General features: G+C 71.3%; 23 protein-coding genes. 13 read left to right on the forward strand and 10 right to left on the reverse strand.

Annotated features, from left to right (window positions below):
• Window positions 1-35 precede the first annotated feature (35 nt).
• From IPI43_09685 to IPI43_09695, 3 genes are all read right to left on the reverse strand, one after another.
• A complete protein-coding gene (locus IPI43_09685; GenBank protein ID MBK7774399.1) occupies window positions 36-362 on the reverse strand; it encodes a hypothetical protein in 327 nt (108 codons plus the stop codon).
• 75 nt (window positions 363-437) lie between these two features.
• Window positions 438-2183, reverse strand: coding sequence for a zinc-ribbon domain-containing protein (locus IPI43_09690; GenBank protein MBK7774400.1), 1746 nt, complete (start codon window positions 2181-2183; stop codon window positions 438-440).
• Window positions 2184-2219: 36 nt separating this feature from the next.
• A complete protein-coding gene (locus IPI43_09695) occupies window positions 2220-3767 on the reverse strand; it encodes a response regulator (GenBank protein MBK7774401.1) in 1548 nt (515 codons plus the stop codon).
• 191 nt (window positions 3768-3958) lie between these two features.
• Here IPI43_09695 and IPI43_09700 point away from each other — a divergent pair, with 191 nt between their 5' ends.
• Entirely contained in the window at window positions 3959-4459 is a 501-nt protein-coding gene (locus IPI43_09700) for a hypothetical protein (protein ID MBK7774402.1), read from the forward strand.
• Between the two features lie 34 nt (window positions 4460-4493).
• Here IPI43_09700 and IPI43_09705 read toward each other — a convergent pair whose 3' ends face one another.
• On the reverse strand, window positions 4494-5852 hold the full coding sequence (locus IPI43_09705; protein ID MBK7774403.1) for a sigma-54-dependent Fis family transcriptional regulator: 1359 nt from the start codon (window positions 5850-5852) through the stop codon (window positions 4494-4496).
• 303 nt (window positions 5853-6155) lie between these two features.
• Here IPI43_09705 and IPI43_09710 point away from each other — a divergent pair, with 303 nt between their 5' ends.
• From IPI43_09710 to IPI43_09755, 10 genes are all read left to right on the forward strand, one after another.
• The gene (locus IPI43_09710) at window positions 6156-8099 is read left to right on the forward strand and encodes a hypothetical protein (GenBank protein MBK7774404.1); all 1944 of its coding nucleotides are present in this window, start codon (window positions 6156-6158) and stop codon (window positions 8097-8099) included.
• An 83-nt stretch (window positions 8100-8182) separates the two neighbouring features.
• Entirely contained in the window at window positions 8183-10018 is a 1836-nt protein-coding gene (locus IPI43_09715; GenBank protein MBK7774405.1) for a hypothetical protein, read from the forward strand.
• Window positions 10019-10060: 42 nt separating this feature from the next.
• Window positions 10061-12679, forward strand: coding sequence for an MMPL family transporter (locus IPI43_09720; protein MBK7774406.1), 2619 nt, complete (start codon window positions 10061-10063; stop codon window positions 12677-12679).
• A complete protein-coding gene (locus IPI43_09725) occupies window positions 12672-12980 on the forward strand; it encodes a hypothetical protein (protein MBK7774407.1) in 309 nt (102 codons plus the stop codon). Before IPI43_09720 ends, IPI43_09725 begins: the two co-directional genes overlap by 8 nt.
• 14 nt (window positions 12981-12994) lie before the next feature.
• Complete coding sequence (locus tag IPI43_09730) at window positions 12995-14374, forward strand: acyl--CoA ligase (protein MBK7774408.1); 1380 nt, start codon at window positions 12995-12997, stop codon at window positions 14372-14374.
• Entirely contained in the window at window positions 14371-15399 is a 1029-nt protein-coding gene (locus IPI43_09735) for a ketoacyl-ACP synthase III (GenBank protein MBK7774409.1), read from the forward strand. The genes IPI43_09730 and IPI43_09735 overlap by 4 nt, the downstream gene beginning before the upstream one ends.
• Window positions 15396-16271 (forward strand): SDR family oxidoreductase, encoded by an 876-nt coding sequence (locus tag IPI43_09740; protein ID MBK7774410.1) that lies wholly within the window; start codon window positions 15396-15398, stop codon window positions 16269-16271. Before IPI43_09735 ends, IPI43_09740 begins: the two co-directional genes overlap by 4 nt.
• Window positions 16268-17080 carry an alpha/beta hydrolase gene (locus tag IPI43_09745; protein ID MBK7774411.1) on the forward strand — a complete coding sequence of 271 codons (813 nt, stop codon included), beginning with the start codon at window positions 16268-16270 and terminating at the stop codon, window positions 17078-17080. The genes IPI43_09740 and IPI43_09745 overlap by 4 nt, the downstream gene beginning before the upstream one ends.
• A 101-nt stretch (window positions 17081-17181) precedes the next feature.
• Window positions 17182-17811, forward strand: coding sequence for an iron-containing redox enzyme family protein (locus IPI43_09750; GenBank protein MBK7774412.1), 630 nt, complete (start codon window positions 17182-17184; stop codon window positions 17809-17811).
• Between the two features lie 21 nt (window positions 17812-17832).
• On the forward strand, window positions 17833-18072 hold the full coding sequence (locus IPI43_09755) for an acyl carrier protein (GenBank protein MBK7774413.1): 240 nt from the start codon (window positions 17833-17835) through the stop codon (window positions 18070-18072).
• Window positions 18073-18077: 5 nt separating this feature from the next.
• Here the strand turns inward: IPI43_09755 and IPI43_09760 are convergent, their stop codons facing one another.
• Genes IPI43_09760 through IPI43_09775 form a run of 4 tightly spaced genes read right to left on the reverse strand, consistent with a single transcriptional unit; the run spans window position 18078 to window position 22649 of the window.
• Window positions 18078-18479: an acetyl-CoA carboxylase biotin carboxyl carrier protein subunit gene (locus IPI43_09760; protein ID MBK7774414.1), complete on the reverse strand. Its 402-nt coding sequence runs from the start codon at window positions 18477-18479 to the stop codon at window positions 18078-18080.
• The gene (locus tag IPI43_09765) at window positions 18476-19990 is read right to left on the reverse strand and encodes an acetyl-CoA carboxylase biotin carboxylase subunit (GenBank protein MBK7774415.1); all 1515 of its coding nucleotides are present in this window, start codon (window positions 19988-19990) and stop codon (window positions 18476-18478) included. Before IPI43_09765 ends, IPI43_09760 begins: the two co-directional genes overlap by 4 nt.
• Window positions 19987-21684, reverse strand: a complete 1698-nt coding sequence (locus tag IPI43_09770; GenBank protein ID MBK7774416.1) for an acyl-CoA dehydrogenase family protein — start codon at window positions 21682-21684, stop codon at window positions 19987-19989. Before IPI43_09770 ends, IPI43_09765 begins: the two co-directional genes overlap by 4 nt.
• Window positions 21681-22649 carry a hypothetical protein gene (locus IPI43_09775; GenBank protein ID MBK7774417.1) on the reverse strand — a complete coding sequence of 323 codons (969 nt, stop codon included), beginning with the start codon at window positions 22647-22649 and terminating at the stop codon, window positions 21681-21683. The genes IPI43_09770 and IPI43_09775 overlap by 4 nt, the downstream gene beginning before the upstream one ends.
• 58 nt (window positions 22650-22707) lie before the next feature.
• Between IPI43_09775 and IPI43_09780 the strand changes: the two genes are divergently transcribed.
• The gene (locus IPI43_09780; protein MBK7774418.1) at window positions 22708-24144 is read left to right on the forward strand and encodes an acetyl CoA carboxylase subunit alpha; all 1437 of its coding nucleotides are present in this window, start codon (window positions 22708-22710) and stop codon (window positions 24142-24144) included.
• Between the two features lie 28 nt (window positions 24145-24172).
• On the opposite strand, the gene IPI43_09785 is transcribed toward IPI43_09780, so the two are convergent.
• On the reverse strand, window positions 24173-24838 hold the full coding sequence (locus tag IPI43_09785; protein ID MBK7774419.1) for a hypothetical protein: 666 nt from the start codon (window positions 24836-24838) through the stop codon (window positions 24173-24175).
• Window positions 24839-24943: 105 nt separating this feature from the next.
• Window positions 24944-25408 carry a hypothetical protein gene (locus tag IPI43_09790; GenBank protein ID MBK7774420.1) on the reverse strand — a complete coding sequence of 155 codons (465 nt, stop codon included), beginning with the start codon at window positions 25406-25408 and terminating at the stop codon, window positions 24944-24946.
• Window positions 25409-25503: 95 nt separating this feature from the next.
• Here IPI43_09790 and IPI43_09795 point away from each other — a divergent pair, with 95 nt between their 5' ends.
• Window positions 25504-26784, forward strand: a complete 1281-nt coding sequence (locus tag IPI43_09795; GenBank protein ID MBK7774421.1) for a hypothetical protein — start codon at window positions 25504-25506, stop codon at window positions 26782-26784.

The raw sequence follows: 26784 nt of genomic DNA on the forward strand, positions 1-26784 counted from the left end.
ACCGGATGGCCCCGCGAGCAACCGTTCGCGCGGACTCAGGGCGCGAGCAGCAGGCGCACAATGCCGAAGGTGCCCACGGCGACGAACACCGCCAGAGCCAGCTGCATGGGGAGACCCATGGCCGCGAGGCCGCGCTTCTTCTTGCGCTTGCGCTTTGGCGGAGGCGCCGAGATGGCAGCCACGTCCACTTGAATGGAAGGCTCGTCACGCCGCGCAGGAGCCGTGGCGGCCGGCTTGGGCGCCTCGACGGGCGGTTCGAAGCCTGCAGCCGCCGCCTCGAGCGCTGACGCGTCCCACATCTCGGTCAGCTCGTCGGCTTGAGACCCTGGGTCGGAGGACTTGTCGTCGGTCGTGTCGGTCACGGCTCAGCTCGATGGTCGCAGAAAGACCGGAAGATTGCCAAGGACCTTGCGCAACTTTCGGTTGCCACGGTGCGCTCAGCCCCCGGCGCTGAACACCACGGGGAAGCGGGTGTTGCCACCATCGGACGAGGCCGGGAAGCGCCAGCGGCGGACGCTCTGCTCGATGCACGCGCCCAGGCCGCCGAAGTCGCTTCCGGAAGCGCTGACGGCGGTGACCGTGCCGCTGCGACCCACCGTGACGCTGACGTCCATGCGGGCCCGCGGCGGGTTGGCCTGGCCGCGCGCCGCGCGCTCGTAACAGGTCTGCAGCTGGCGACGGTTGTTGGTGACCACCCGCTGGACCGCAGCGGCCTCGAGCGGGGGCGCCGCAGCCGCAGACATCCCGGTGGTCAGGTCCGTGGGCGTGACGGTCATGCCGGTGGGCGACTCGAACGCCGCAAACGCGGAGTCATTGGCCGCGGTGGCCGTGGCCATGGTGCCCGTGGTGGTGACGGGGCGTGTGCCCGGTGTGCCGTGGCGAACGGTGTCGGTGGGCGTCTCGGGCTCGGCCACGATGCCGGCGTCCACGGTTGCTGGCGCCTCGGGGATCTCGAGCGGCTGCGGCGTGACCGGGTCCGCGACCTCGGGCGTGGCGGTGGGCGCTGCGGCGACCACGGGATCCTGCGAGCCGAACCACTCGGACCCCTTCATGCCCAGCACGATACCGAAGAAGATGCCGCCGGCGAGCATGCCCCAGACCCACACGGGCGTCTTCTGAGACGACTCGCGCTCGCGCGGGGCCTCGGAGACCCGAGGGGCAGGCGTGGCGGCCAACGGAGCGGGTGCGGCCGCAGCCACCGCGACGGGCGCCGTGCGGGCTGCGCGCGGCACGGGGGCGGCGGCGGGCGGCGCGGACGACGGGCTCTGGAACTCGAGCGCGAAGTCGTCTTCGGGAGCGTCCGAGTCCGGCATGACGTTGGCCGGGGGCGCCACGGGAGCGACCGCGCGGCCGCCGAGCGGCACGAGGTTGGAGCTGGACCGGTCGGACGTGGGGAGGTTGAAGGCGCCCGACCCACCCGAGCGTGTGCGCGGGCCGGAGGGGCGCGGCGCCGTGCTGCTGGGCGTGCTGCGGGTGGCCGGCGGAACCGACGGACGCCGGCGCTGCTCCAGCAAGGAAGCCAGCTGTGGGATGTCCCGGAGCGGACGCCAGTCGTCGAAGCCCTCGCGCCACGCCAGCGAGTCACCGGTGACGGCGCCCGTGCCGATCTTGCGCGCGATCTCGTCGCGGCGGATGGGCCCCACCGGCACGTCGTTGATGGCCACGTGCCACTCTTCGGCGGCCGCCGGTGGCGCGGCAGGTGCCGAGGCACGCAGCGAGCCCGCGTCCTGGCCTTCGCTGCCGACCTTCTTGCGGAAGTCTGCGCCCAGCGCGGAGGGCCGCCCAGTGGCCGCCGCGACCGAGTCCGCGGAGGGTGCGGGAGCCTTGGCCGGCACGCGTGCGCCGCTGGCGTCTGCGCCGGCCGCCTTGGCCGGCACGGCGGCCGCGGCCTTCTTGGGGACGGCGGCCGCAGGGGCTGGCGCCTTCGCGGGCACGCTCGCCGGGGCGCGTGCGGGGACGCTCGCCTTGGCGACGGACGGCACGGGCGCGGGACCGGGCACTGCGACTGGCGCGGGGCTGGAAGCCGGAGCTGCGGCGGGTGGCACGACGCTCGGTGCAACACCTGCCCCACGGATCAAGATGTCGTTGCCGCACTTGCGGCACGTCATGCGAAGCGTGCGCCCGGAGACCTTCTCGTCGGGGATCTGGTACTTCGCTTTACAGTTGTCGCAGAGAAATTTCATCGAATGCCGGTGCTTGGGAAGCGCTCGAAGGGGCGGTCAGAGCAGCGCCATCAGGTGCTCTTTGATGCCCTGCCGCGTCTCGTCGTCGGGGGAGTTGCCGAGCGCACGCTCCCACATCTCAATGGCTTTGTACTTGAATCCCGCCCGTTGATACAGGATGGCCAGGTTCTTGAGGGCGGCGAAGTGTCGGGGCTGCAGGTCCACGGCGGTCTCCAGCTCCTGGATGGCGTCGAAGATGTCCTCACCCCGGCCGAGCACGAGTCCCAGGTGGTAGTGAAGTTGGAAGCTGCCCGGATCGACACCCAACCCCTCCCTGAGCTTGGCTACGGCGAGGTCTAGGTCTCCCGCCCGGTACGCATCCATGCCCTGCTCGAGGAAGACCGAGGTCTCCTTCGAGAGCATGTCGTCCAGCGGGACGTCGCCGCTGCGCCCGTCGAGCACGGCGTCCACGTGCGTGAGCACGTCGGCCATCTTGAACGGCTTCTCGAGGAAGGCGTCCACCCCGAAGCTGGACTTGAGGTCCTCGGCCACGCGCCAGCCGCGGTAGATGGCGCTCACCATGATGATGGGGATGTGCCCGTAGCGCTTGCTGCCCTTGATGCGCCGGCAGATCTCGAAGCCGTGCACCTCGGGCAGCATGGCGTCCAGCAGGATGACGTCCGGCGTGTTGTCGCGCACGAGTTGCAGGGCCTCGAGCCCGCGCTTGGCCTCGATGACCTCGTAGCCCTTGGTCTGCAGCACCCGCACGAGCAGCTTGCGGATGTCGTCCTCGTCGTCGACCACCAGCACCTTGGGGCGCTCGGGGCGCGGACGCGCAGAGGCCGTGGGCAGCGGCGCCATCTTGGAGCCGAAGGCGTCGTCCAGGCTGGCGGACGCGCTCTCCTTGCGGGTCTCCCGTGCGCGCAGCGCATCGATGCCCAGGTCGTCTTGGGTGGCTTGCGGCGCGGCAGGCGGGGGCGCGAGGGCTGCCACGTTGCGGCTCACCTCCACGGCACGGACCGGCTCGGGCTGGGGGGCCGCGCGCGACGGCCGCACGGGCGCCGGCGGCGGGGCCCGTCGGGGTGGCGCGTTGATGCCCACCGTTGCGAGGTACTCGTCGGTGACGTGGGTGCCGATGTAGTACGGCTCGTTCCCGTCGAGCGCCGCGTAGGCCAAGTCGATGACCGAGGTGAGCGCCTCGTGCAGAGCCACGTGGGCGAAGACGCGCAGGCCGGTGACGAACTCGATCTCGTCCACCACGCGCCGGTCGTTCGGGTCCGCCATGGCGAGGAACACGCGGTCTTCCTTCACGAGCACGGGGAGGATCAGGTGCTGGCGCGCGATCTCCACCGGAACGAGCTTGAGGTTGTCGGTGGGGATGACGACCTGCGTGAGATCGATGCCCGGGAGCCCGTGCTGCTCGCTGAGGGCCTTGAGCAGGTCCACCTCCGCCACCATGCCGGACTTGACGGCCGTGGTGGCCAGGCGCTGGCCGGGATGCGTGCGCTGCTCGGCCAAGAGCTCGTCCAGCTCGGCCTGGGTCACGAGCCGCTGCTTCAGCAGGATCTTGCCCAGCTGCTTTTTGTCGCCTGAACCGTTACTCATCGCGGGGGGTGGGGGTCGCCCATCGGAATCGGAATGCTACAGCAGGGGTCTCCGGTTCCACAACTTGCAAATCCTCGGACTGCATACGGAGTCCAGGGCTGCTCGCTCTTCTGGACGATGGCCGAAGCGCCCCGCACAATGGCCGCTCCGGAGCGGGAATAGAACCCGCCGCGACCTCGATTGGCCTCACGATGCGTCCCGTCCTCACATCCCTCGGTAGCTCCCTGACCAGCGCCCTGCTGTTGACGTTCGTCGTGCTGGGGGGCTGCACGCGCGACATCCCCAACACCACCGTGCCGGACACCGCGGACAACCGCGAGGTCATCGAGTTCATGGAGGTGTACCGCCGGGCGCTCGAAGACCGCGACGTCGCCACCCTCGTGGGCATGGCTTCGCCGCGCTACCTGGACCTGTCGGGCACCCCGAACGGGGACGACGACGTCGACTTCGACACCCTCTCCGCCAACCTGCCCACGCTGTTCGCTCGCGTGGAAGACGTGCGCTTCGAGATCCTCTATCGCCACGTCATCTTCCGCGAGACCGACGTGCTGGTGGAGTTCCGCTACACCGCGAGCTGGCTGATCGCCGACCACCGCGGCGAGAACCAGTGGCGCCACAAGGTGGAAGACAAGCGCATGGTGCTCGAGTGGGACACGGACAACAGCCGGTACCTGATCCTCTCCGGCATGTGAGCGCGGGGCGCCGCAGGGAGCCGGCTCACGGCCCTCAGCCCAGCCCGTAGTCCTTGATCTTGTAGAGCAGCGCGCGGTGGCTGATCTCCAGTAGCTTCGACGCCTGCGTGCGGTTGCCCTGGGTCTTCTCGAGGGCCTTGCGGATGAGCGACTCCTCGATGAAGCGCTGCGTCTTCTTGATGGAGAGCTCCCCGCTGGCGAGCATGGCGGCAACGGCGTCGGTGGGCTCGCGCACGCGGTCGGGAAGGTCGGACTCGGTGAGCAGCTGGCCCTCGGTGAGCACCACGGCGCGCTCGATCAGGTTCTCGAGCTCGCGCACGTTGCCGGGGAAGGGGTACTGCACCAGTCGCTTCTTCGCGGCGGCGTCGAGCCCGCGCACGTCCGTGCCCAGCCGCGAGTTGCAGCGCGCGATGAAGTGCTCCGCCAGCAGCAGGACGTCCTCGGCGCGCTCGCGCAGCGGCGGGGCTACGATCTGGAGCACGTTCAGGCGGTAGAAGAGGTCCTCGCGGAAGCGGCCCTCCTTCACTTCGTGCTCGAGGTCGCGGACGGTGGCGGCCACCACGCGCACCTTCACCGCTTTGTCCCGCACGTCGCCCACCGGGCGAATGGTCCCCTCTTGGAGCACCCGCAGCAGCTTCACCTGCAGCGCCAGGGGCAGCTCGCCGATCTCGTCCAGGAAGAGCGTGCCGCCATCGGCTTCCTCGAAGAGCCCACGTTTGTCGGCGCGCGCGTCCGTGAAGGCGCCCTTCTTGTGCCCGAAGAGCTCGGTCTCGAGCAGGGTGCCCGGGATGGCGCCGCAGTTCACGGGCACGAAGCGCCCCGCGCGCTGGCCACCCATGTCGTGCAGCGCACGCGCGATGAGCTCCTTGCCGGTGCCGCTCTCGCCTTGGATGAGCACGGTGGTGTCGTAGCCGGCCACCTTCTCCACCACGCGGAACACCCGCCGCATGGCCTCGCTCTTGCCCAGCATGGTGGCGAACGACTGCTGCTCGCGGATGGCCTCGCGCAGGGCCTTGTTCTCGCGCCGCAGCGTCTCGCGCTCCTCGGCTTTGCGCAGCGCCAGCAGCACCTCGTCGCGCTTGAACGGCTTGGCCACGTAGTCGTAGGCGCCCGCTTTCATCGCGTCGAGGGCCAGCTCGAGCGACCCGTAGGCGCTCATGATGATGACGGTGGCGTCTTGCCCCCTGGCGCGCAGCGCAGTGCACAGCTCGATGCCCGTCATGCCGCCCATGCGCACGTCGGCCAGCACGAAGTCCGGGTCGAACGTGGACACCCGCGTGAGCGCTTCTTCGGCGCTGGCCACGGCCTCCACCTCGTAGCCCGCCTTCTTCAGCACGGTGGTGAGGACCAGCCGGATGTTCTCCTCGTCGTCGGCGACCAGCACGCGCTTCATCGCGGCCTCGGCGAGGCTATGCAGAAATTGCGACGCGAGCACGCGAGCATACGAAAAAGGTATCCGACCGGCGTGCCAGCGTCGAGGGCCAACGTGGCAGTGACAACTCTGTTGGCATGTGCAACCCGATTGACAGGGTGGCCTCGCGAAAGCCCGCCAGATCGCGCCGCGCTCGGCTGGCACGGGAATCGCTCCGCTTTCGTCCGAAGCATCCAGCTCCCTCTCGTGACCTCGGCACCCTCTGGTGTTGATCTTTCGAAGCCAGAGAGGGTATTGTCGCGGCCTCGCGTTCTTGGAGGAACCATGTACTTGCGCTCACGCAGCCTCACAGCCCTACTCTCGATTGCCACCGTGCTGCTCGGGGGCTGCCTCGACCGTCCCCTGCGGCCCTTGAACCCCTGCACGGTGTCGGGTGTCGTCAACGAGGTCGCGGTCACCCAGATCAACGAGATCGACCTGCTCTTCCTGGTCGACAACTCGGCCTCGATGCGCCAGGAGCAGGACGCCCTGATCGACGAGATCCCACGCCTGGTGCAGATCCTGGCCAGCGGTGACCTCCAGAACGGTGGCTCCACCGACGACTTCGATCCGGTCGCCAGCATCCAGGTGGGCGTCATCACCAGCGACATGGGCATCGGCGGCGTCAACATCAACGCGGGCGCGCGCTGCACCAGCACCATGGGCGATGACGGCATCCTCATCGACCTGCACCGCGGCACAGACGCAGCCTGTCCGACCGAGCCTGCCACCCCCCCGTTCCTCACCTTCATGGCGGGCATGGACGACCCGCTGACGTTCGCCGACTCGGTGGGTTGCTTGGCCAACACGGGCGCCAACGGGTGCGCGTTCGAGCAGCAGCTCGAGGCCGTGCTCAAGGCGCTCACGCCGGCCGACTCGGCCATTCGCTTTCCGCAGAGCCGCGGTGGCACGCAGGTCCGCGACACGGCCGGCCATGGTGGCACGGGCTTCAACTCCGGGTTCCTGCGGCAGAACTCGCTGCTGGCCATCATCATGGTCACCGACGAGGACGACTGCTCCACCAGCGACCTCGACCTCTATGTGGGCTTCGACTTGACGGCTGAGGCGTCGCCCTACCCGCCCGTGCGCGACGCGGCGAACAACATTGCGCCCAACCGCCAGTGCGCCACGTACCGCTCCGTGCAGTACGACCCCATGACGCGCTACGTGGACGGCATCCTCGCGCTGCGCCCGGGGCAGAACGACCTGACCATCTTCGCCACCATCTCGGGTGTGGACCCGGACGTGCTCGAGGCCAACAGCGACACCACCCTCGAGAACGGCATCGCCGTCGTCGAAACGGACATCGCCGCCATCCTCGCGGACCCGACCATGCAGGAGCGCCCCAACGCCGGCGGGGACAACCTGGTGCCGGGCTGCATTCGCCCCGATCCCGATGACCCGTCGGATCCCACGGACGAGAACAAGGCCTACCCGCCTCGCCGCCTGCTCGCCGTGACCCAGGGCCTGGTGGAAGCCGGCGTGGGCGGTGTGGTCGCCTCCATCTGCCAGTCCGTGGACCCGGACAACGCCGACTACAGGGCTGACTTCGGCCCTGCCGTGGCCTCCATCGCGGCCCGCATCGCGGCGTCGCTGCCCACCAGCTGCCTTCCGCGTCCGCTCATCCGGCGCGGTGATGACAAGGTGACCTGCGAGATCCTCGAGGTGCTTCCCCTGGGTGCCACGTGCGCGCAGCAGGAAGCGCGAGGCCGTGACCCCGTGGCCGTGCGCATGGAAGCAGACGGCCGCGAGGTGTGCCGCGTGATCCAGCAGGCCCCCACCGACGCGCAGGTGATGGCGGGTGAAGAGCCCACGGGCCTCGGTTGGTACTACGACGACTACTCCGCCGACCTCGACATGGACTGCATGCGCTTCGAAGCGGGCAACCGTCAGCAGATCCGCTTCACCACGGGCGCCGAGTCGATCCCCGGGGCGAAGTTCCGCCTCGAGTGCTTGAGCCCGGTGGTGCCCACGGGTGCCCGCGCCGACATCGGCACGGCGTGCCCCGGCTTCGACCAGACGCGCTGCGACCTGACCGGCGACGACCTGGACAGCCTGCAGTCGCAGTACGACCGCGACACCACGCTGGTGTGTGACGACCTCAGCAACACCTGCCAGCTCGCGTGCACCACCGACGCGGAGTGCCCGGGTGGCTACGTTTGCTACGACGCCGAGGACGGCAACTTGGGCATGAACGCGTACTGCATCAGCCCGACCTGTCAGTTCTGAGCACGGCATGACACCCTGAGGACGGCGGCTCTCTCGCGAGGGTCGCCGTTTTCGTTTCTGCCGCTTTCGTGTCACCGCTCTGCATGCTCCTCGCTCCACTTCGCCGGCATCGAAGGGCCGCCGCACGCTCGCGCTGGCTCGCGCTCGTGGTGAGCGTGGTGCTGGTGCTGGGCTGCGACCCGTACGCAAGGACGCTGGGCGTGGTGCCACCGTGTGCACAGCGCATCCTGGTCGAGCGCATCACCGTCACGCCGCCGCCGCGCCTCGACCTCCTGCTGGTGGTGGACGACTCGTCTTCCATGGAGGACGAGCAGCGCGCGCTGCGTCGCGAGATCCCGCGCTTGATCCGCATCCTGACCACGGGTGACGTGAACGACGATGGGCTGCGCGACCTCGAGCGGCTCGAGGACCTGCACGTGGGGGTAATTCGCTCGGACATGGGCAGCGGGGCGTACGTGTCGAGCCAGTGTCCCGGCGGCCGAGGCGAAGACGGCGTACTGCAGCAGACCTCGGGTGTGGTGCCCGGCGTGGCCTGCGAGTCGGCCTATCCCCCCTTCGTGGCGTTCCCCGCGCAGAGCGCCGAAGACGTGGCGACGGCGGCGCAGTGCCTCGCCACCGTGGGCACGGAGGGGTGCAGCTTCGAGCAGCCGCTCGAGGCGCTGCTGAAGGCGCTCACGCCCAGCACGGCGGGGCCCATCTTCGCGGAGGGCCGCGTGGGTCATGGCGACGGCGCCAACGTGGGGTTCCTGCGCGAGGACGCGGTGCTGGTGGTGGTGCTGCTGACCGACGAGGACGACTGCTCGAGCCCGGACGACCGCCTCTACCAGATTGACGGCGGACCCTTTCCCGGGCCGTTCCTCGACGACGATCCGGTCGGCAACCCCACCCCGCTGCTGGACCGCCGCTGCGCGAGCTACCGCGACGCGCAGTACCCCGCCGAGCGCTATGCCGAAGGCCTGCTGGCGCTGCCCACACGCGGGGTGGTGCTTGCGGCCGTGGTGGGCATGCCGGTGGAAGCGAGCGCCGCGTTCCAGCGCGATGGCGAGTTCGGCGCGCTGCTCGGAGAAGCAGCGATGCAAGAGCGGCCGGACCCGGACGCGCCCGCCTCGCTGGTGGCGGCGTGCACGCGTGAGGAAGGAACGCTGACGTCCAGCGCGACGCCCGCACGCCGCATCGTGCGGGTGGCCGAGGCGCTGCGAGCCGGCGGCGGACAGGTGGTGCTGGAGAGCATCTGCCGTGCCGACGAGCTGGGGCGGGCGGACTATTCGTCGCTGGCGACCGGGCTACTGGCGCCCATCGCGGCCGCGTTGGGAGAGACCTGCTTGGCCACACCCCTGCGGCGGCTGCCCGACGACAGCGTGCGCTGTCAGATGGACGAGACGTTGACGCTCGGTCAGCGCTGCGACGCGGTGCCGGGGCGCACGCTCACGCGCGTGGACGAGCAGGGGCGCGAGGTCTGCCGCGTCACGCAGCTGGTTCCCACGCGGGAAGAGCGCGACGCCGGTGAAGCCCCCGCAGGCGTGGGCTGGTTCTACGACGACTTCACCGTGCGCGCGCTGAGCCAGTGCCCCACCACGCGGCCCCAGCTCTTGAACTTTGCCTCGACCGAACCCACACCGGACGCGGAGCTCCGCATCGAGTGCGTTTTCGACGACATCCGCGACAGCGAGGTGCCCAGCCTGGGCAGCGGCTGCGACCCCACGTCGGTCACGGCGTGCGCCACGACCCCGGCGGAGCTCGAGCTCTTGCGGGTGCGCCTCGGGCGGGCGGACGCCGCGCTCTACTGCGAGCCCAGCACGCGCCTCTGCGAGCTGCGCTGCACGGCGGACTCCGAGTGCCCGCTGGGCTTCCGCTGTGCTCCTTCCGCCATCATGGAGGGCGCCGAAACGGGCTACTGCACGGACCCGCGCTGCGACTGAGACAGCCGCGCGCCTGCAAGGCCGCCCTGGTATGGTGACGCCGTGAGCAAACCCCACGAGCGGGTCGGTCCAGTGGTCTTCGGAGGCTTGGCGCGGCGCGTGACGGGCGCGCGCTGGTTGGCGCTGTTCGGCTGCTTGGCCGTCACCATCGGGTGCGGCTGGGCAGCGGCAACGCGCCTGCACGTGGACAACAGCACCGAGGGGCTGCTGGGCAGTGACTCGCCTGCCATGGCCACGCTCGACCGGCTGGGGGACCACTTCGGCCAGGACAAGATCTTCCTGATCGCGGCCGAGGGCGACGTCTTCACGCCGGACTTTCTCGCGCGCCTGACGGAACTCCACGGGCGCATCGAGGACCTCACGCTGGACCTGCCCACGCTAGGCATGCGCCGCGAAGAGCGTCGCGCGGCGCACTCCTCGCAAGAAGCCCCTGCCACTGCGGCCGCGCCCGACGCTCCCGCTGCGGACTCACCAGACCCGTGGGCGCTGGCACCCGGCGAGGCGGTGCAGGGGCTGACGCCGGGCGGGCCGCGTCACGTGGTGCACGCCATCGCGTCGCTGGTGAACGCCACGGACATCCGCCAGACCGAGCAGGGGCTCGAGCAGCAGCGGCTGATCGACCCGTTGCCGGAAGAGAGCGCGCTGCCCGCGCTGCGCGAGCATGTGCTGGCCGACCCGGCGCTGGTGGATCACGTGGTCAGCGCCGACGGGCGCATGGCCACCATCGTGCTGCGTACGGACTTCATGAGCGAAGCCGACGCCGCGGTGGTCTACGACGCGCTGCAGCGCATCCTGCGTGAGTCCGAGACCGACACCTTCACGCTGCGGCTCACCGGCATGGCGGCGCTCGAGGTGGCTCTCAACCGCACCATGGAGCGCGACGTCACGGTGGTGGTGAGCATCTGCCTGGTGGCCATGCTGGCCATCCTGTTCTTCATCTTCCGTGGGCCCTTTGGTGTGTTGGGCCCGCTGCTTGTGGTGCTGCAGGCGGTGGTGTGGACGCTCGGCGCCATGGCGCTGGCCGGCGCGCCCATGACGGGGGTGACCAGCGTGCTGGCGTCATTCCTGATCTGCGTGGGCATGGCCGACTCCATCCACGTGCAGTCTGTGTTCCGCGACCTGCGGCGCGACGGAGCCAACGCGCGCGACGCCGTGGTCCAGGCGCTGGCGGTGACTGGTGTGCCCGTCTTGATGACGTCGCTCACCACCATCGCCGGGCTGCTCAGCTTCCGCACGGCGAGCCTCTCTGCCGTCATCGACATGGGCACGTATGGCGCGTTCGGGGTCGCGGCTGCGCTGGTGCTGTCGCTGGTGTTCCTGCCCGCATTCCTGACGTTTCACCGGGGTAGTGGGCTGGGCGCCCGCGCGGTGGCCCCGCAAGCGGGCGGCGCGCCTCACGTGCCGGACATGCTGGACCGCATCCTGGCCCGCTGCGACGCGGCCTCTCGTCCCGTGGTGGTGGATGGCCAGCGCCGCTATGGGCGCCGCAACCTGACGCTCGTCGCGTCGCTGCTCATTGCGGGGGTGTCGGTGTTCGGCCTCATGCGCCTCGAGGGCCGGCACGACCCGCTCAGCTGGCTGCCAGCCGACCACCAAGCGCGCACTTCGCTCGAGGCCGTGGACCGCGCCATGGGCGGCACCGCCACCGTGCACATGCTCATCTCGGCCCCGCTCGGGCAGACGCTCAAGCACCACGACGTCATCAGTCGCCTCGAGCGGCTCGAGGCGCACGCGCTCGCGTACGAGGCGCCGGGGCGCGAGGGGCAGCGCGTGGTCACCAACGTCACCAGCGTGCTGGACGTGCTGCGCCAAGGGCAGCGCGCGCTGGCGCAGGAGCAGGACGCGGAGGGGCTGCCGGGCAGCGAGCAGGGCATCGTGGACCTCTTCACGCTGGCCGAGTCCGCGGGGGAGGAGCCGCTGCGTCAGCTCATCACGCTGGACGCCCAGCACGCGGTCATGTCGCTGCGCGTGCGCTGGCTCGAGGCCGGGGAGTATGCGCCGCTCGAGGAGCACCTCACGGCAGGCATCCGCGAGCACATCGGCACGGCCGCTCACGTGGAGCTGACGGGCTCCGTGTACGCGAACTTCGAGGTAGTCAGCGCGCTGATCGACAACCTGGCCAAGAGCTTCCTGTCGGCCTTCGTGGTCATCGCGCTGCTCATGATCGTGATGCTGGGCGACTTCAAGCTGGGCCTGCTGGCCATGCTGCCCAACGTGCTGCCGGTGATGGTGGTGGGCGGCGTGATGGGCGTGCTGGGTGTGCCCCTCGATCTGAACACGGTGCTCGTGGCCAGCATCGCCATCGGCATCGCGGTGGACGACACCATCCACTTCTTCTACCAGTTCCACGCGTTCGAGCCGGAGCTCGGCGGCGAGGGGGCCATTGCGGCGGCGTACCACCACACCGCGCGGGCCATGGTGTCCACCAGCGTGGTGCTCGCTGTGGGGTTCGCGGCTTATGGGTTCGCCGAGATGGTCAACGTGCAGCGCTTCGGCCTGCTGATCACGCTGTCCGTGGCGGTGGCGCTGCTGGCGGACCTGGTGCTCACGCCTGCGCTCTTGCGCGTGGCGTACCGAGGTTCCGAGGGCAACGCGGTGCCACCGTCACCCTCTCCCAGCGAGCACGCGGTCGCCACCGAGGGAGAGACCGCAGATGCCTGAGCCGACCATGGCCGACCTGCAGACGGACGAGGCCGCGCTCGCGTTCGTGCTGCGTTGCTTCGCCGACACGGAGGATCTCTACCTTCGTAGCGGCGTGACGGTGGGCCTCGAGACGCGCCTGCGCGACGACCTGGGCATCGACAGCATTGGGCGCGTGAGCCTGTTCTACACGCTGTTGGACACGCTGGGCGTGGACGAAGGCGACGTGGACGGTGGCGACGAGAGTGTGGCTATGCTCACGAGTGTGGGAGACGTCATCGCCTTCGCGCGACGCGTGAGCGGGGCGAGGCCCGCGCGGTGACGTTGGTGGCCCCAATGGTGCTCGCGCACGCGGCCAGCGGCGCGCCCATCTCGCACGCCCCCGTCACGCTGCCCGAGCACGTGCTCTCGCCGGGTGGGGTGGTGGCGCTGCAGCTGGATGACCCTGAGCAGCTGGTGGCCGCGCTCACGCAGCTGCTCGACGCCGCCGCGGTGCCCCTGGTGCTCCCGCCGGGGCTGCCCGAGGAGCGCGCGGCCGACTTGGCCGAGCGCGTGGGGGCCAGCCAGCTGCTGCGCGAGCAGGACGGCCAGCTCCACACGCGGCGGCTCACAACGCCGCTCGCGCTCTCGTTCCCGGGGTACCTCACGTGCACCAGCGGGACCACGGGCGGAGCGCCCCGTGTGTACGCCTTCCGTACCGAAGCGGCGCGCGAGAACGCACGTGCCCACCTCGAGTCGATCGGCGGGGAGAGCGCGCGGGTCATCGCGCTGCCCATGCCGCTGTCGCACAGCTTCGGCCTGGTGGCCGGCTGGCTCGCGGCCCAGGTGAGCGGCGCCACGCTGGTGGCGTTCCGGGACACGCCCGACCCACTCACGCTGCTGCGCGTGGCGGAGGAGCGGGGCGTGGACACCCTGGCGCTCACGCCGCCGCTGGCGCGGCTGCTGCTGAAGGCGGCGCGCCGCAAGGCTCCCAGCGTGCCCGCCAGCCTGCGGCGCGTGACGGTGGGCTCCGCCGCCATGAGCGCCGCCGAGCTGCTGGCGCTGCGGGCGCTGTTCCCGGACGCCGAGCTGTACTTCACCTACGGGCAGACCGAGCTGGGGCCGCGCGTGAGCACGCTGCGGGTGGACGCTCGGACGCTGTCACCGGACGGGCCGGTCACGCTGGGCCGGCCGCTGCGCGGCGTGGTCATGCGCGTGTCCGATGGCTCGCTCCACGTGCGCTCACCCTACGTGTCGGCGGGCCGGCTCGAGCGCTCGGGGCTGCTCGGGCTGTGTGCCGCACCGCACGGCTTCGTGGACACGCGCGACGCCGCCGAGGAGCTGCCGGGGAGCGATGACGAGGTGCCGCGCGTGGTGCTGCGTGGGCGGCTCGATGGCGTGCTGGTGCGCGGTGGCACCAACGTGTACCCGGAAGACGTGGAGGGCGCGGCACTGGGGATCGAGGGAATGGCTGCTGCGGCCTGTGTGGCGCGGCCCTCGCCCATGTACGGAGAGCTCCCCGTGCTGCTGTGCGAGCTGAGCGAAGGCGCGCCCGCGTGGTCGGTGCTCGAGCCCGCGCTTCAGGCGCACCTCGACAAGACGCTGCCTGCCACCGCGGTGCCGGTGGCGCTGCACCCGGTGGCGCGCCTGCCGCGCGGGCCGCTCGGCAAGGTGCTGCGTCGCGAGGCCCTTGCGCTGCTGGACGCGCAGGTCGACCCTGCCGGAGGGACACCGTGATCGACCCCGAGCGCCCTACCCCACAGCTGCATTGCCGCATCTCCGCCGTGGCCCACCACCTGCCCGCGCGCGTGTGGAGCAACCAGGACATCATCGACACGTACGGCTTGCGCCTCAAAGACACGTGGGTGCGTGAGAACATCGGCGTGCGCGAGCGGCGCTGGTGCGAGCCGGGTGAGAGCACCAGCAGCCTGGCGGCCGAGGTGTGCCGCGCGCTCTTGGCCAAGACGGGCTTCACCCCGCGCGACGTGGACCGCTTGATCGTGGCCACGGTGTCACCCGACGTGCCCACGCCCAGCACGGCGTGCGTCACGCAGTCGCTGTTCGCGCCCGAAGCGCGCTTCCCCGCCGTGGACGTGGTGGCCGCGTGCGGCGGCTTCCTGTACGCGCTCGACTACGGCAGGCGCTGCGTGCAGACCGGCGACCAGCGCGTGCTGGTGGTGGCCGCCGAGATCCGCAGCGCGTTCCTGAACAAGCAGGACCGGCGCACCGTGATGCTGTTCGGCGACGGCGCGGCCGGGGTGCTGCTCGAGCCCACGCGCGGAGACGAGGTGGGCCTCGTGGACACGCAGGTCTTCGCCGAGGGCGCGCACTGGCAGGCCATCTCGGTGCCAGCCGGTGGCACGCAGCGGCCCACCAGCGCCGAGACGCTGGCCAACCACGAGCACAGCATCACCATGCGCGACGGCGGCAGCATCTTCGAACGCGCGGTGGACGAGATGGCGGCGCTCACCCAGGAGATCTGCGACCAGCACGGTGTGCAGCTGGGCGACGTGGCCTTCTTCGCGTTCCATCAGGCCAGCGGGCGCATCGTGCGGCGGGTGTGCGAACTGCTGGGCGTGCCCGAGTCGAAGACGCGCGTGGACTTCGAGACGCTGGGCAACTGCACCGCCGCTTCGGTGCCGCTGGTGCTCAGCCTGGCCGTAGAGGCGGGGCAGGTACAGCAAGGCGACCTAGTGGTGGCCGTGGCCACGGGTGGGGGCTTCACGGCCGGCGCGGCGCTCTTCCGCTGGGAGCTGCCATGATCGTGACGAAGCCGTGGGAGGCGTGCCGCGCCTGGGTCACCGGTGGCAGCAGCGGCATTGGCCACGGCTTTGCCATGGCGCTGGCGGCGCGCGGCTGTGAGGTGCACATCACCACGCGCGACCCTACCGGAGGCGCCGCCGTGGCAGCGCTGGCCGCCATTCAGGCCGCGTCCGACGAATGGGCGCAGGGGCGCGCGCGCACTCCCCGCCGCGCGCAAGCCCACGCGCTCGACCTCGCCGACGAGGCCAGCGTGGTGGCGTTGGTGAAGCTGCTGCGCACCAACGCGCCGGACCTCTTCGTGCACTCCGCGCACGTCTTCGTGCCCCACGCGCCGGTGGTCTCACTGGGCCACGAAGCGCTCGCCGAGGGGCTGCGCGTGAACGTGGCCTCGGCCTACGCGCTCCTGCGCGGCGCCGCGCGTCCCATGAGCCGCGCGGGCTTCGGGCGCATCCTGATCCTGGGCAGCCTGGCATCGCAGCTCGGCGGCGTGGGTCAGGTGGCGTACATCACGGAGAAGGCAGCCCTCGAGGGGCTGAGCCGCGCGTTCTCGAGCGAGCTCGCGGGCCGTGGTGTGCTGGTGAACGTGGTGCACCCCGGCATCGTGGACACCGCCAACGTGCGCGCGCGCGTGGACGCACGGGTGCTGCGCGCCTTCGCCCGCCGGGCGGCCAGCGGGCGCTTGCTGCAGGTGGACGAGGTGGTGCGCGCATCCCTCACGTTCCTGGACCCCAACCAGTGCGCCCTCACAGGGCAGTCGCTGCGCATCTCGGGGGGCGTGGACGCCCTGCCCGCGCTGCTGCACGCGGGGGCCGAGGGCAGCGCTGAGGAGGACGAGAGCCGGGCTTCCGCATCCGAGAGCGAGCCCACGTGAGTCGCCCCGTGCTCGCGCTCCTCCCGCCGCTCGGGCACGACAGCACGCTCTTCGCGCCCCTCAAAGACCGCCTGCGGGACACCTGGGACGTGCACGCGTTGGACTACCCAGGCTTCGGATCGCGCGCCCACGTCACGCTGCCGCAGCTGGCCGCTCGCGCCGTGGATGACGCCGGGCGCCGGGCGCTGCTGGACGCGCTGGTGGCCGACGCGCATGCGCAGCTCCACGAGCGGGATGTGCTGCCGGACGTCCTGGGCGGTGTGTCGCTGGGGGGCACGCTGTCGCTGCGGCTGCACAGCCTGCTGGCGCAGCCGCCACGGGCGCTGCTGCTGATGGCGTCTGGGGGGCGACGGGTGGCCAGCGTGCGCCAGCAGGGCGTGCGCGCGGCCATGGACCAGCTGGGCGACGTGCCCTTCGCCCACGAGCACCTGGGCCTCGCCGCCGGGGCCGAGCAGCACTACGCCCGCGTGACCCCCGAGGTGAGCGCGTACCTCGAACACCTGCGCTTGCGCGTGTGGGAGGGCACAGGCGTCGAGGCCCGCGCCCGCGCCGCCGTGGCCATGTTGGACGCCGCGCTGTCCATCGACTTCGAGGACGCGATGCGCAGCAACCGCATCCGCGCGCTGGTCATCGCCGGAGACCGCGACCGCATCTTCACGCCGCGGTACATCGCCCGCTATGCGCAGGTGCTCACCGCGAGCGAGACGGTGTTGCTGCCGGGCGTGGGCCACTACCCGCCGCTCGAGGCGCCCGACGAGGTCGCCGCCCTGGTACGCCGTGCGCTACCCGAGAAAGCCGCCCGACCCTAGGAGACCGCCGCCATGAGTCATCACAGCCGACGACCAACGTCGCCCGCCCCGCCACCGCCGATGCGCTGCTCGCCCGCCTGGACATCGCGCTCGCGAAGTCGGTGGCGTTGCTGGAAGAGAGCGCGTTCGTGACGCACCTCATGAAGGGTGAGCACGTGCTGCCGCTCTACACGGCGTACCTGCAGCAGGCCTATCACTTCGTGCGGCTGACCTCGTCGTTCACTCCGCTGTCGGCGCGGCGCATGGACCCGGACTTGCTCGCGCTGCGTCAGTGGATCCTGCACCATTCGGCGCACGAGATGGGCCACGAGCTCATGGCGCTGGACGACCTCGGGCTGCTGGGCGTGCCGCGCGAGACGGTGCGGCACAGCGACCCGCTGCCGGGCACGTGGGCCTGGGTGAACTTCTTCCACTACGAGGTCACCAACCGCCGCCCCATCGCGGCCATGGGGGTGCTCTACTTCCTCGAGGGCATGGCTGCCAAGCTGGCACCCATCGTGGGGAAGCAGCTGGCTCAGGTGCTCACGGGCGAGCAGCGCAAGGCCGTGTCGTTCGTGCAAGAGCACGGCGAGCTGGACGCCGAGCACAGCGAAGAAGGCCGCGAGATGATCGCGCTCTACTGCACCGACCCGCTGGACGCCGACGAGCTCGAGCGCACCATCCTGCTGGGTGGCTCCATCAAGCGCTTCCTACTGGACGACCTGGTGCAGAAGACCCTAGCGGGCCGCTGAACCCCATTCGAAGAGAGCGCCATGACTGCCTCCACCCTGACCGAAGACGCCCTCAAGGCGCTGATCGCGGACATCTGCCGCGTGGACCCCGCCACCATCACGAACGGCACGCGCTTCATCGCGGACCTCAACATGGACTCGCTGGCCAGCCTGGACCTGCTGACAGAGCTCGAGGAAGAGTGGGAGATCGAGGTCACGCAGGAAGACGCGCGCAACATTCGCACCTACGGTGAACTCTGGGCGTTCATCGCCACGCAGTAGTTCCCTCAGGCGGGCTCGAACCGCACCAGGAGCGCCGCGCGTGCGACCACGTCGCCTGCGGCCACGTGCACCTCGGCCACGCGCCCGTCGCGCGGAGCTCGCAGCTCCACCTCCATCTTCATCAGCTCCATCACCAGCAAGAGCGCGCCTGCGGTGACCACATCGCCTGGGGCAACGTGGACGCGCGCCACCTGGCCCGCGGTGCGTGCATGCAGAGTGTCGCCCGTGTCTGCGCTGGGCGAGCGCGCGCGACCCGCTCCCGGGCTGCGTCCCTCTGGCCGCTCCGGCGGCAGAGGCCCATAGCGTCGCGTCTCGCCGTGCAGGCTGCGCACGTCGAGCCACAGCTGGCCGTGCTCGTCGCGCGTGGCCACCACACGCTCGCCCGAGTCGGTGCGAAAGCGGGTCATCGGCGGTGCCCATCCTTCCAGCTCTGGCCAAGTGATGGATGGTTGCTGAGCGCCGGCTGCGCCGTGTGCGCGTGGGCGCCCTCGGCCTCGGTCAGGCGCCAGGCTTCGCGCAGCAGCGCCGCGTCGAGCGGGGACACATCGGCGTGGGCGATCACAGCGGGGCGTCGCTCGAGCGTGCCCGTGTCGTGCACATCGGCCAGCACGGTCGCGTCACTGGCCAAGGAGCGCAGCAGGGGCAGGTTGGTGCGCAGGCCGTGCACGTGCGTCGCGTCCAGCACCTGGGCCAGGCGCTCGAGCGCCTCCGCTCGCGTGGCCCCCCAGACGATCAGCTTGGCCAACAGGCCGTCGTAGTGCGCCCCCACGCGCGCGCCCTCGCGATAGCCCGCATCCCAGCGCGCGAAGGGCGCCTGGCCCAGCTCGAAGCGCACGAGCGTGCCCGTCTCGGGCGCGTAGTCGTTGGCGGGATCCTCGGCCACCACACGCGCCTCGATGGCGTGCCCGCGTGAAGCCAGCGTGTCTCGCTCCGCATCGACGATGCGCGCGCGCAGCGCAGCGGGTGGCGCACCGAGCGCGAGTTCCAGCTGCAGGCGCACCAGGTCGATGCCCACCAAGCACTCCGTGACGGGGTGCTCCACCTGGATGCGCGGGTTCACCTCCATGAAGTAGAGCGCGTCGGCGTCGAGGTCGTGCAGCAGCTCGAGGGTGCCCGCCCCGCAGTACCCCATGCGGGCGAGCGCGGCGGTGAAGCCCGGCAACAACGGCACCAGCAGCTCACGGGCACGAGCGCTCGCGGGCCCCTCCTCGAGCACCTTCTGGTGGCGCCGCTGGAGCGAGCAGTCACGCGTGCCCAGCACGGCGCAGCCGGCCTCACCGAACCCGAAGAACTGCACCTCCACGTGGCGAGCGCAGGTCACGTAGCGCTCCGCGATCAACGCGGCATCCCCGAAGAGCTGCTGCGCGCGGGCGGCCAGGCGCTCGCGCGCAGCGGGCAGGTCGCCGGGCTGGTCCACACGCAGGTTGCCGCGCCCGCCGCCCCCTGCGGCGGCCTTCAGCATGAGCGGGTAGGCGCCCGGTCCGGGCACCGTGGCGAGCGACACGCCCAGGTGCGGCAGCCCCGCCTCGTCGGCGAACTCCCGCGCGCGCCCCTTGTCGGCCAAGCGCCCGAGCGTGCCGGGGTCGGGCCCCACGAAGGTGGCCCCTGCGTCGATCACGGCCGCCGCGAGCGTCTCGGACTCGGACAAGAAGCCATAGCCGGGATACACGTGCGTGGCCCCGGTGCGCGCGATAGCGGCCCGCAACGCGTCGAGGCTCTGGAACGACTCGCGCGCCTCCGCGCGGTCGTGCAGGTAGAGCTCGTCCGCGTGGTCGCACGCCAGCGAGTCCACGTCCGCGGGCGTCACGAACAGCACACTGGGCACCCGCAGGGCGCGCGCCGCGAGGCACGCTCGCACGGCGATCTCCCCACGCTGGAACACCAGCAGGCGGGGTACGCGCGGCGTGCTCACGCTCACTGGGCCAGCTCCACCGGCAGGGCGCCGAAGAGGCGCTGCGCCGCGTGTTCGCGCAGGGCATGAGCCACCGCCTGCGCCATCAGCTCGGGCGCGTCGCTGGCGCGGAAGGACTCGGGCGCGAGGGCCGCCGCGAGGAACTGTTGGTGCGCCGCGTCGCTCAGCTCGGACAGCAGCCCCGTGGTGGGACGCGCGCGGCGGATGTGCTCGAGCGCCGCCGCCGTGACCAAGCGCACGTAGTCGTCGGCCAGCTCGAAGAACGCGACGTCGCGCGGGGCATGGCCCGCCGCTTGGGCGTGCATCACGCGTGCATCGAAGCGAACCCGCGCCACGGCGATGGGGTGCTCCGGCGGCAACGCGAACAACGCGTTGAGCACATCGTCGCGGCCGCGCGCGCTGGTGCGCAGCTCTCCGAGGTCCAGCACCGCAGCGGGCTCGTCGAGCGCGCTCGCGCGACGCAGCAAGGCCTCGGCCTCACCCCCGCGCAGCTCCACCTCGCTCCCGCGCGCGGCCACCAATGCCCCCAGCTGGCCGGCCAGCACGTGCCGGTTCACCTCGGCGCTGCCGTCGAAGAGCGTGACCAACGCAGCATCACGGCACAGCTTCTGGACGTGCGCGAAAGGCTCCTCGCGCAGGTAGTGGCGTGCCCCCAGCAGCGTCACGCTGTCGTCGATGACGCGCTGGCAGAGCGCCGGCACCGCCAGCTTCACCACGGCCGAGAGCACGCTCAGCTGCTCGGGCGCCTCGCCGGCCACGCGGCAGGCCAGCACCGCCAGCGCGTCGGCCTGGTGAAGGTGCAGCGCGGCGCGGGCGATGAGCCGCTGCACCGCGGGCAGCGCCAGGAGGTCGTCCCCGTACAAGCGCCGCGTGCTCACGAAGTCGAGCGCCGCCCGCAGCGCGCTGTCGGCGGCCCCGAGGCTGAACGCGGCGCAGAGCGTGCGCGACACCTGCAGCGTGCGCAGCACCACGTCGAGCCCCCGACCGGGCTTCCCCACGAGCGCAGCGTGCGGCACCTCGAGCTGATCGAAGCGCGCCCCGCTGATGTCCGCCGCACGGATGCCCTGCGTGCGCAGCTTGGGCAGCGGCACATAGCGCGTGAGCTGGCCTGCCTCCCCGAGCGCCTGCTTGTCCAGGAACAGCAGCGAGAAGCCGCGCGGCCCCCCCGCCGGGTCGGTGCGCGCCAACACGGTGAGCGAGTGACCGCGCGTGGCGTTGTTGATGCACCACTTGGCGCCCGTGAGCGTGAAGGCCCCCGGTGCGCTCGACAGGGCCTGCACCTCGCCGCCCGCGAGGTCGCTGCCGTGCGCCTCTTCCGTGAGGGCCAGCGCGCCCGCCTGCCCGCCGAGGAGGAGCGCGGCCTGCCGTTCGCGCAGCGCGGGTGAGCCGGCGATCCACACGGGCAGCGCACCCAGCAGACATTGCCCGGCGGCGATGGCCAGCGCGAGATCACGGCGCGCGACCAGGCGCCCCATCAACAGCAGCTCGCTCAGCTGCGAGAAGCGGCCGCCGAGATCGGGCGGCACGAACAGCTCGAAGTAGCCGAGCCCCACCAGCGCGTCCCATGCGTCGTCTGGAAAGCGCTCGTGCTCGTCGGCCGAGAGCGCAGCGCGGAAACCCGTGACGCTCGCGTGGTCTTGCGGACTGCCCAGGCGGCGCTCGAGGTCGGCACCCTGCGCCAGGAGCTCGGCGCGCGTCATGGCTTACCTAGCCCGAGCCGCAGCGCGTCCAGCGTGGGTGGCAGCAGCAGCTCCCAGACCCCCGCGCGGCGCCCCGCCACGTGCGGCGTCAACAACACCCGCGGGTGCGCGTAGAGCCGCCCATCGCCGGGGTAGGGCTCCACGGGGGCGACATCCGCCGCGAAGCGCGCGCTCGGGTTCGCGTCCAAGAACGCGAGCAGCGCGTCTTCGCCCAACGACTCGCCGCGCCCCAGGTTGAGCAACAGCACATCGCCGCGCAGGGCACCGAAGAGCGTGTCCGCGTAGAGCCGCTCCGTCTCGGGCGTGGCCGGCAGCACGAGCGCGAGCACGTGGGCCCACGCAAAGAACTCGGCCGCCTGCTCGAAGCCTGTGACGGGCCCGAGCGATACAGCCGCGCCAGCGGGGGAACGTGCCTCTAGCGAAGGGCGCGCCGTCTGGCTCATGACGCGCACCTCGGCGAACAGCGGCTGCGCCAAGCGCGCGAGCTCGGCGCCGATGGGACCCGCGCCCACCACCCCACAGCGCAGGCGCGCCGGGGCTCGTGCCTCACCGAACGCCGTGGGCTCCCAGCGCGACAGCGCGGGTACGCTGACTCCGCGCAGCAGCGCCAGCAGCAAGAACAGCCCGTGCTCCGCCACGCCGTCGGCGTTGATACCGCTCGAGCGCGTGACGCGCAGCTCCGGGCGCGCCTCGGCGAGGGCGCCCCAGCCAGCCGGCACCCCGGCGGTCAGGAAGTGCAGCGTGTGCAAGCGCGGCGCACGGCGCATGAGCGCGGGCGGAAAGGCCCAGCCCACGAAGGCGTCGGCGTCGCGCAGCGCAGTGGCCAGGTCGGCGCCCTTCTGACAACGCACGATGTCCCAAGACTCCGGGAGGCGCGCGAGCTCGGCCTCGATGGCCGCGACGAAGGCCTCGGGCATCCGCCAGAAGGGGTCGGCGCTGGCGTCGAAGAGCAAGAGCGTCGGCACCGGGCCACTGTATCAGGAGTCGGCGTGCGCGCCCGCGCTGTGTCAGACTCGCGCCTGCATGTCCGAGTCTCCACCAAGCGAGCGCAAGCGCCGGCTCGGGCTCGACCCCGAGAGCCTGATCCATGCGCTGGTCGACGCGGACAGCTGGCTTCCGCTAACGCCCGGCGGCGCGAGCAGCCCCTACCGCTACGGCCCCGAGGTGTGCACCGGGCTCGCCACCATCGAAAGTCGCCGGGTGGCGCTCTACGTCATCGACTCCACGCATGACAAGGGGTTCGTGACGTCCGCGGGAGCCGACAAGATCCGCCGCGTGATGGACCGCGCCGAAGAGCTGGGTGTGCCCGTCATCGCGCTGCTGGCGTCGGCCGGGGTGTCCGTCGAAGAGGGGCTCAAGAGCGGCGAGGCCTACACGCGGGTCATCACCGGCAACATCCGGCTCTCGGCGGTGGTCCCGCAGATCGCGGTGGTGCTGTCGGTGACCATGGGCGCGCCGGCGTACAGCGCCACGCTGCAAGACTTCGTGTTGTTCAACAAGTCGCGCAGCCACCTGATGGTCACCGGCCCCGCCGTGGTCGCGAGCGTGCTGGGCGAGACCCCCACCCTGGCCGAGCTCGGCGGCGCTGGCGTGCACGCCGAGACCACGGGCATCGCCGACATCGTGGACCGCACGCTCGAGGACCAGCTGGAGCGCGTGCGCGAGCTGCTGCGCTACCTGCCGAGCCACCGCCTGATGGATCCGCCGCGCGCTGCCGTGGTGCAGCCCAGCGCCGCCCTCCCGCAGGTGCCTGCGCGGCCCGAGCTGGCGTTCGACATGCTGAGCTTCATCGAGGGGCTGATGGACGGGTCCGTGTTCCTCGAGCTGGGCGCGCTCACGGGCGGCGCCATGCTCACTGGCTTCGCGCACCTGGGCGGTCACGTGGTGGGCGTGGTCGCCAACCAGAGCCTCGAGAGCGGCGGGGCCATCACGGCGCTCGCAGCCCGGAAGGGGGCCCGTTTCATCCGGCGCTGCGACGCGTACAACATCCCCATCCTCAACCTGATCGACGTGCCTGGCTTCATGCCCGGCGTGGCCGAGGAGAGCGCGGGCCTGCTGCGCCACGGCGCGAACCTCTGCCAGGCCATGACCACCAGCGTCCCGCGCCTGAGCGTGGTGGTCCGCAAGTGCTACGGCGCTGCCGCGTTCGTCATGCTGCAGACGCGCAGCCAGGACGGCGACGTGGTGCTGGCCCTCGAAGGCAGCCGCATCGCGGTCATGGGCTTCGACGCGGCGCGCCAGCTGGTCTTTCGCGACGCGGGCGCCGACACCACGGAGGAGAGCCTCCGGCAGCGCTACTTCCATGAGTACGAGTCACCCGCCGTGGCCTACGCAGCCGGCATGATCGACGAAGTGGTCACGCCGGACGCCCTGCGCGGGCGGCTCATCCAGCACCTCGACTGGCTGGCTCAGAAGCGCGAGCGGCCCGCGGTGGCGCGGCGTCATCTGCTGGCGCCGTGACGCGCACACACGTCGCGCCGCGCTGCCCTCAATACAGCAGCATCGGCTCTAGCCACGCGTCACCCGTCAGGGCCTGCATGCGCCGGGTCGTCGCGCGGATGCCGTAGAGGTCGTAGACGAAGAGCGCTGCCCCCTGGGTGACCATCGCCCAGCCCGCGCCACGCGCCGAGCCCGGCTGGTTGGTGCGCCCCGCCAGACCCACCAAGAGAGCCCCGGTCAGCATGTAGAGCACGTCCAGCCCCGCGTTGACGGCAAAGCTCACGCGCTTCCAGCGCTCGCTGCGTGCCCACGCGGCCAAGCGCTCGCTCACTGTGTCGGCGTTCGCCGCGGTCAGCTCGAGCGCGTCTTCACGGGCGCGGTGGCGCAGGTCCAGCAGCCCGATGCCGAGCGGCACGTTGATGGCGCCGAACGACAGCGTGGTCAGCCCGAACGCCAGGAGCCCCGGGTCGTCCCGGCCCAACACGGACACCAGCGCTCCGCCCAGCACACCAACCAGGCCCAGCGTCAGCAGCGCACCGCCCTCGCGGCGCCGCTCGCGCACGTGCAGCAGCCGCAGCATCACCAGCCCCTCGGCGGCCCCGGCCCCACCCGTGCGCAGCTCCTCGATGGGCGGCGGGGGCAGGCTGAAGAGCGGCCCGCGCGAGAGTACCCACTGCGGCCCGGGGGTCTGCGCGGCGGCGTGCCGCAACGGCATCCCCAGCATCAACCCGCCTAGCGCGAGCAGCGTGAACCCAAGGGCTCCCGTGCGCGGGTGCCGCTGCGATGGGTGAGCATGAGAGCGGGCCACGCGTCTCCGCCGTCAGAGGCTGTCGGCGATGGCCTGCACGTTGTGCTGCGAGATGCGCACGAGGCGCGCGCCCTTGTTCCCACCGCGCATGGTCATGGACTCGTTCTCGAAGTCGCGCACCACCGCGCCCGAGGGCTCGTAGACGATGGTGCGCGTGTGCATGCGGGCGGGGCCGATGCCGTTGCGGAACTGCGTGATGTAGATCTGCAGCGTGAGGGGCGTGGGCCCCGAGCCGACCCCCGTCAGCACGCGCGCCATCTCGCCGGGGACGTTGTTGTTCACCAGCATGGCCACCTTGTCGGAGGCGAGCTCCGGCGCGAGCAGCACCTGCACCGAGGCGACGTGGCCAGTGGCCAGCACGGATCCCGGCTGCGAGGCGGGGGTGACGGGGCGCAAGCTGAAGCCACCGCAGCCCGACAGCAGGGCGCAGGTGGACGCGAGCGCGACAGCGAGTTGGACGGACGAGACACGGGTCATGGTTCAGCTCCTCGAGGCCAGTGAGTTCCGGCTGACAGTCTACTACGACGCACGGGGCGCTTTACAAGGTGGGGCAGAGGGATCAGGGAAAGGGCATGCGCACTCGCCCCCTCGGCTTCTTCGAAGAGCTCGGCTTCCGGTACGACCGTGGGTATACGCTGAACTTCGTCACGGCCGCCCGCGTGGCGCGCGCGCTCACGCAAGACGAGGTCCTGGCCGGCCTCACGCGGCTGCAGCAGCGGCACCCCTCGCTGGCGCTCGACATCACGGGGCGCGCGCCCGCCACCATCCCGCTCACGGTGCGCCGTGGAGAACAGGACGCGTGGTCCGACGTCATGACCGACGAGCTCCGCGACGGGCACTGGACCGAGCAGAGCGCCCCCGCTCGGTGCACCCTGCTGCAGCACCCGGGCGGCGGGAGCACGCTGCTGCTCACGCTCTGGCACGCCGTCAGCGACGGAAAGTCCGGCATCTACGCCATGCGCGACCTGCTGAGCACGCTCGCAGCACCCGCCGAAGCCATCACGCCCTGCCCGCCCACGCACCTCGAAGACTACCTGCCCGAAGACTTTCGCGCCGGTGCCGCCGGGCGCTACTTGGGGCGTCAGAACGAGCTCGGGCGCATCGGCCGGTTCGTGAAGTGGGGCAAGGGCAACGCGGCGCCCCCGGCCGAGCGGCGCCTCAGCGTGGCACCCGTGCGGCTCTCTGCGGAGCAGACGCACTCCCTGCACGTGCTGGCCAAGCGCCACTCCGTCACGCTGCACGGCGTGCTCGCCGCGGCCATCGCGCGCGCCATCTGCGAGCAGGCGCCGCTCGAGCCGGACGCGCCCATGCTCTCGTTCCACCCGGTGGACATGCGCACCTACCTCGCGCGCCGCAACGAGGCACACATCCCCGACAGCGTGGGCTACTTCATCTCGTTCGTGGACGCGGCCCTGCGGCTCACGCCCGAGCGCGACCTGTGGGTGGACGCAAAGCGTTTCCACGAGGCGGTCCACGGCGCCATGGAGGCCGGCGTGCCCCGCTTCACCGCCGCGGGCGGCGCCACACTCACGCGCCTGGTTCAGCGATCGTTGGGCGTAGGTCTCTCGCGCCGCGTGTTCGAGGGGCCCTTCGGCGCCGCCGCCTTCGCGCTCAGCAACCTCGGCCCACTCGAGCGCATGGGTGTGGCCCCGGGAGAAGAGCACCCGCTCGGCCTCGAGGCGCTGCACTTCGCGGGCGCGGGCTCCATGACCTGCAACATCTGCTGCAGCGCCGTGGGCCTGGGGGGCGCGCTGCTGCTCAACGTGGGCACGGTGCACCCCGGGCTGCCGGCCGACGCCGCGGCGCGCCTAGCGCAGAGCATCGAGGCCGACCTCCTGCGCGCGGTTGGTTGA

Source organism: Sandaracinaceae bacterium (genome assembly GCA_016706685.1).
GTDB lineage: Bacteria > Myxococcota_A > Polyangia > Polyangiales > Houyiibacteriaceae > JADJJE01.

Bases quoted from the DNA above. Each gene is read 5' to 3' on its own strand.
- IPI43_09730 (MBK7774408.1), top strand. From the start codon at position 12,995: ATGGTGCTCGCGCACGCGGCCAGCGGCGCGCCCATCTCGCACGCCCCC.
- IPI43_09715 (MBK7774405.1), top strand. From the start codon at position 8,183: ATGCTCCTCGCTCCACTTCGCCGGCATCGAAGGGCCGCCGCACGCTCG.
- IPI43_09770 (MBK7774416.1), bottom strand. From the start codon at position 21,684: ATGACGCGCGCCGAGCTCCTGGCGCAGGGTGCCGACCTCGAGCGCCGC.
- IPI43_09725 (MBK7774407.1), top strand. From the start codon at position 12,672: ATGCCTGAGCCGACCATGGCCGACCTGCAGACGGACGAGGCCGCGCTC.
- IPI43_09795 (MBK7774421.1), top strand. From the start codon at position 25,504: ATGCGCACTCGCCCCCTCGGCTTCTTCGAAGAGCTCGGCTTCCGGTAC.
- IPI43_09700 (MBK7774402.1), top strand. From the start codon at position 3,959: ATGCGTCCCGTCCTCACATCCCTCGGTAGCTCCCTGACCAGCGCCCTG.
- IPI43_09740 (MBK7774410.1), top strand. From the start codon at position 15,396: ATGATCGTGACGAAGCCGTGGGAGGCGTGCCGCGCCTGGGTCACCGGT.
- IPI43_09780 (MBK7774418.1), top strand. From the start codon at position 22,708: ATGTCCGAGTCTCCACCAAGCGAGCGCAAGCGCCGGCTCGGGCTCGAC.
- IPI43_09690 (MBK7774400.1), bottom strand. From the start codon at position 2,183: ATGAAATTTCTCTGCGACAACTGTAAAGCGAAGTACCAGATCCCCGAC.
- IPI43_09760 (MBK7774414.1), bottom strand. From the start codon at position 18,479: ATGACCCGCTTTCGCACCGACTCGGGCGAGCGTGTGGTGGCCACGCGC.
- IPI43_09785 (MBK7774419.1), bottom strand. From the start codon at position 24,838: ATGCCGTTGCGGCACGCCGCCGCGCAGACCCCCGGGCCGCAGTGGGTA.
- IPI43_09755 (MBK7774413.1), top strand. From the start codon at position 17,833: ATGACTGCCTCCACCCTGACCGAAGACGCCCTCAAGGCGCTGATCGCG.
- IPI43_09705 (MBK7774403.1), bottom strand. From the start codon at position 5,852: ATGAAGCGCGTGCTGGTCGCCGACGACGAGGAGAACATCCGGCTGGTC.
- IPI43_09695 (MBK7774401.1), bottom strand. From the start codon at position 3,767: ATGAGTAACGGTTCAGGCGACAAAAAGCAGCTGGGCAAGATCCTGCTG.
- IPI43_09790 (MBK7774420.1), bottom strand. From the start codon at position 25,408: ATGACCCGTGTCTCGTCCGTCCAACTCGCTGTCGCGCTCGCGTCCACC.
- IPI43_09710 (MBK7774404.1), top strand. From the start codon at position 6,156: ATGTACTTGCGCTCACGCAGCCTCACAGCCCTACTCTCGATTGCCACC.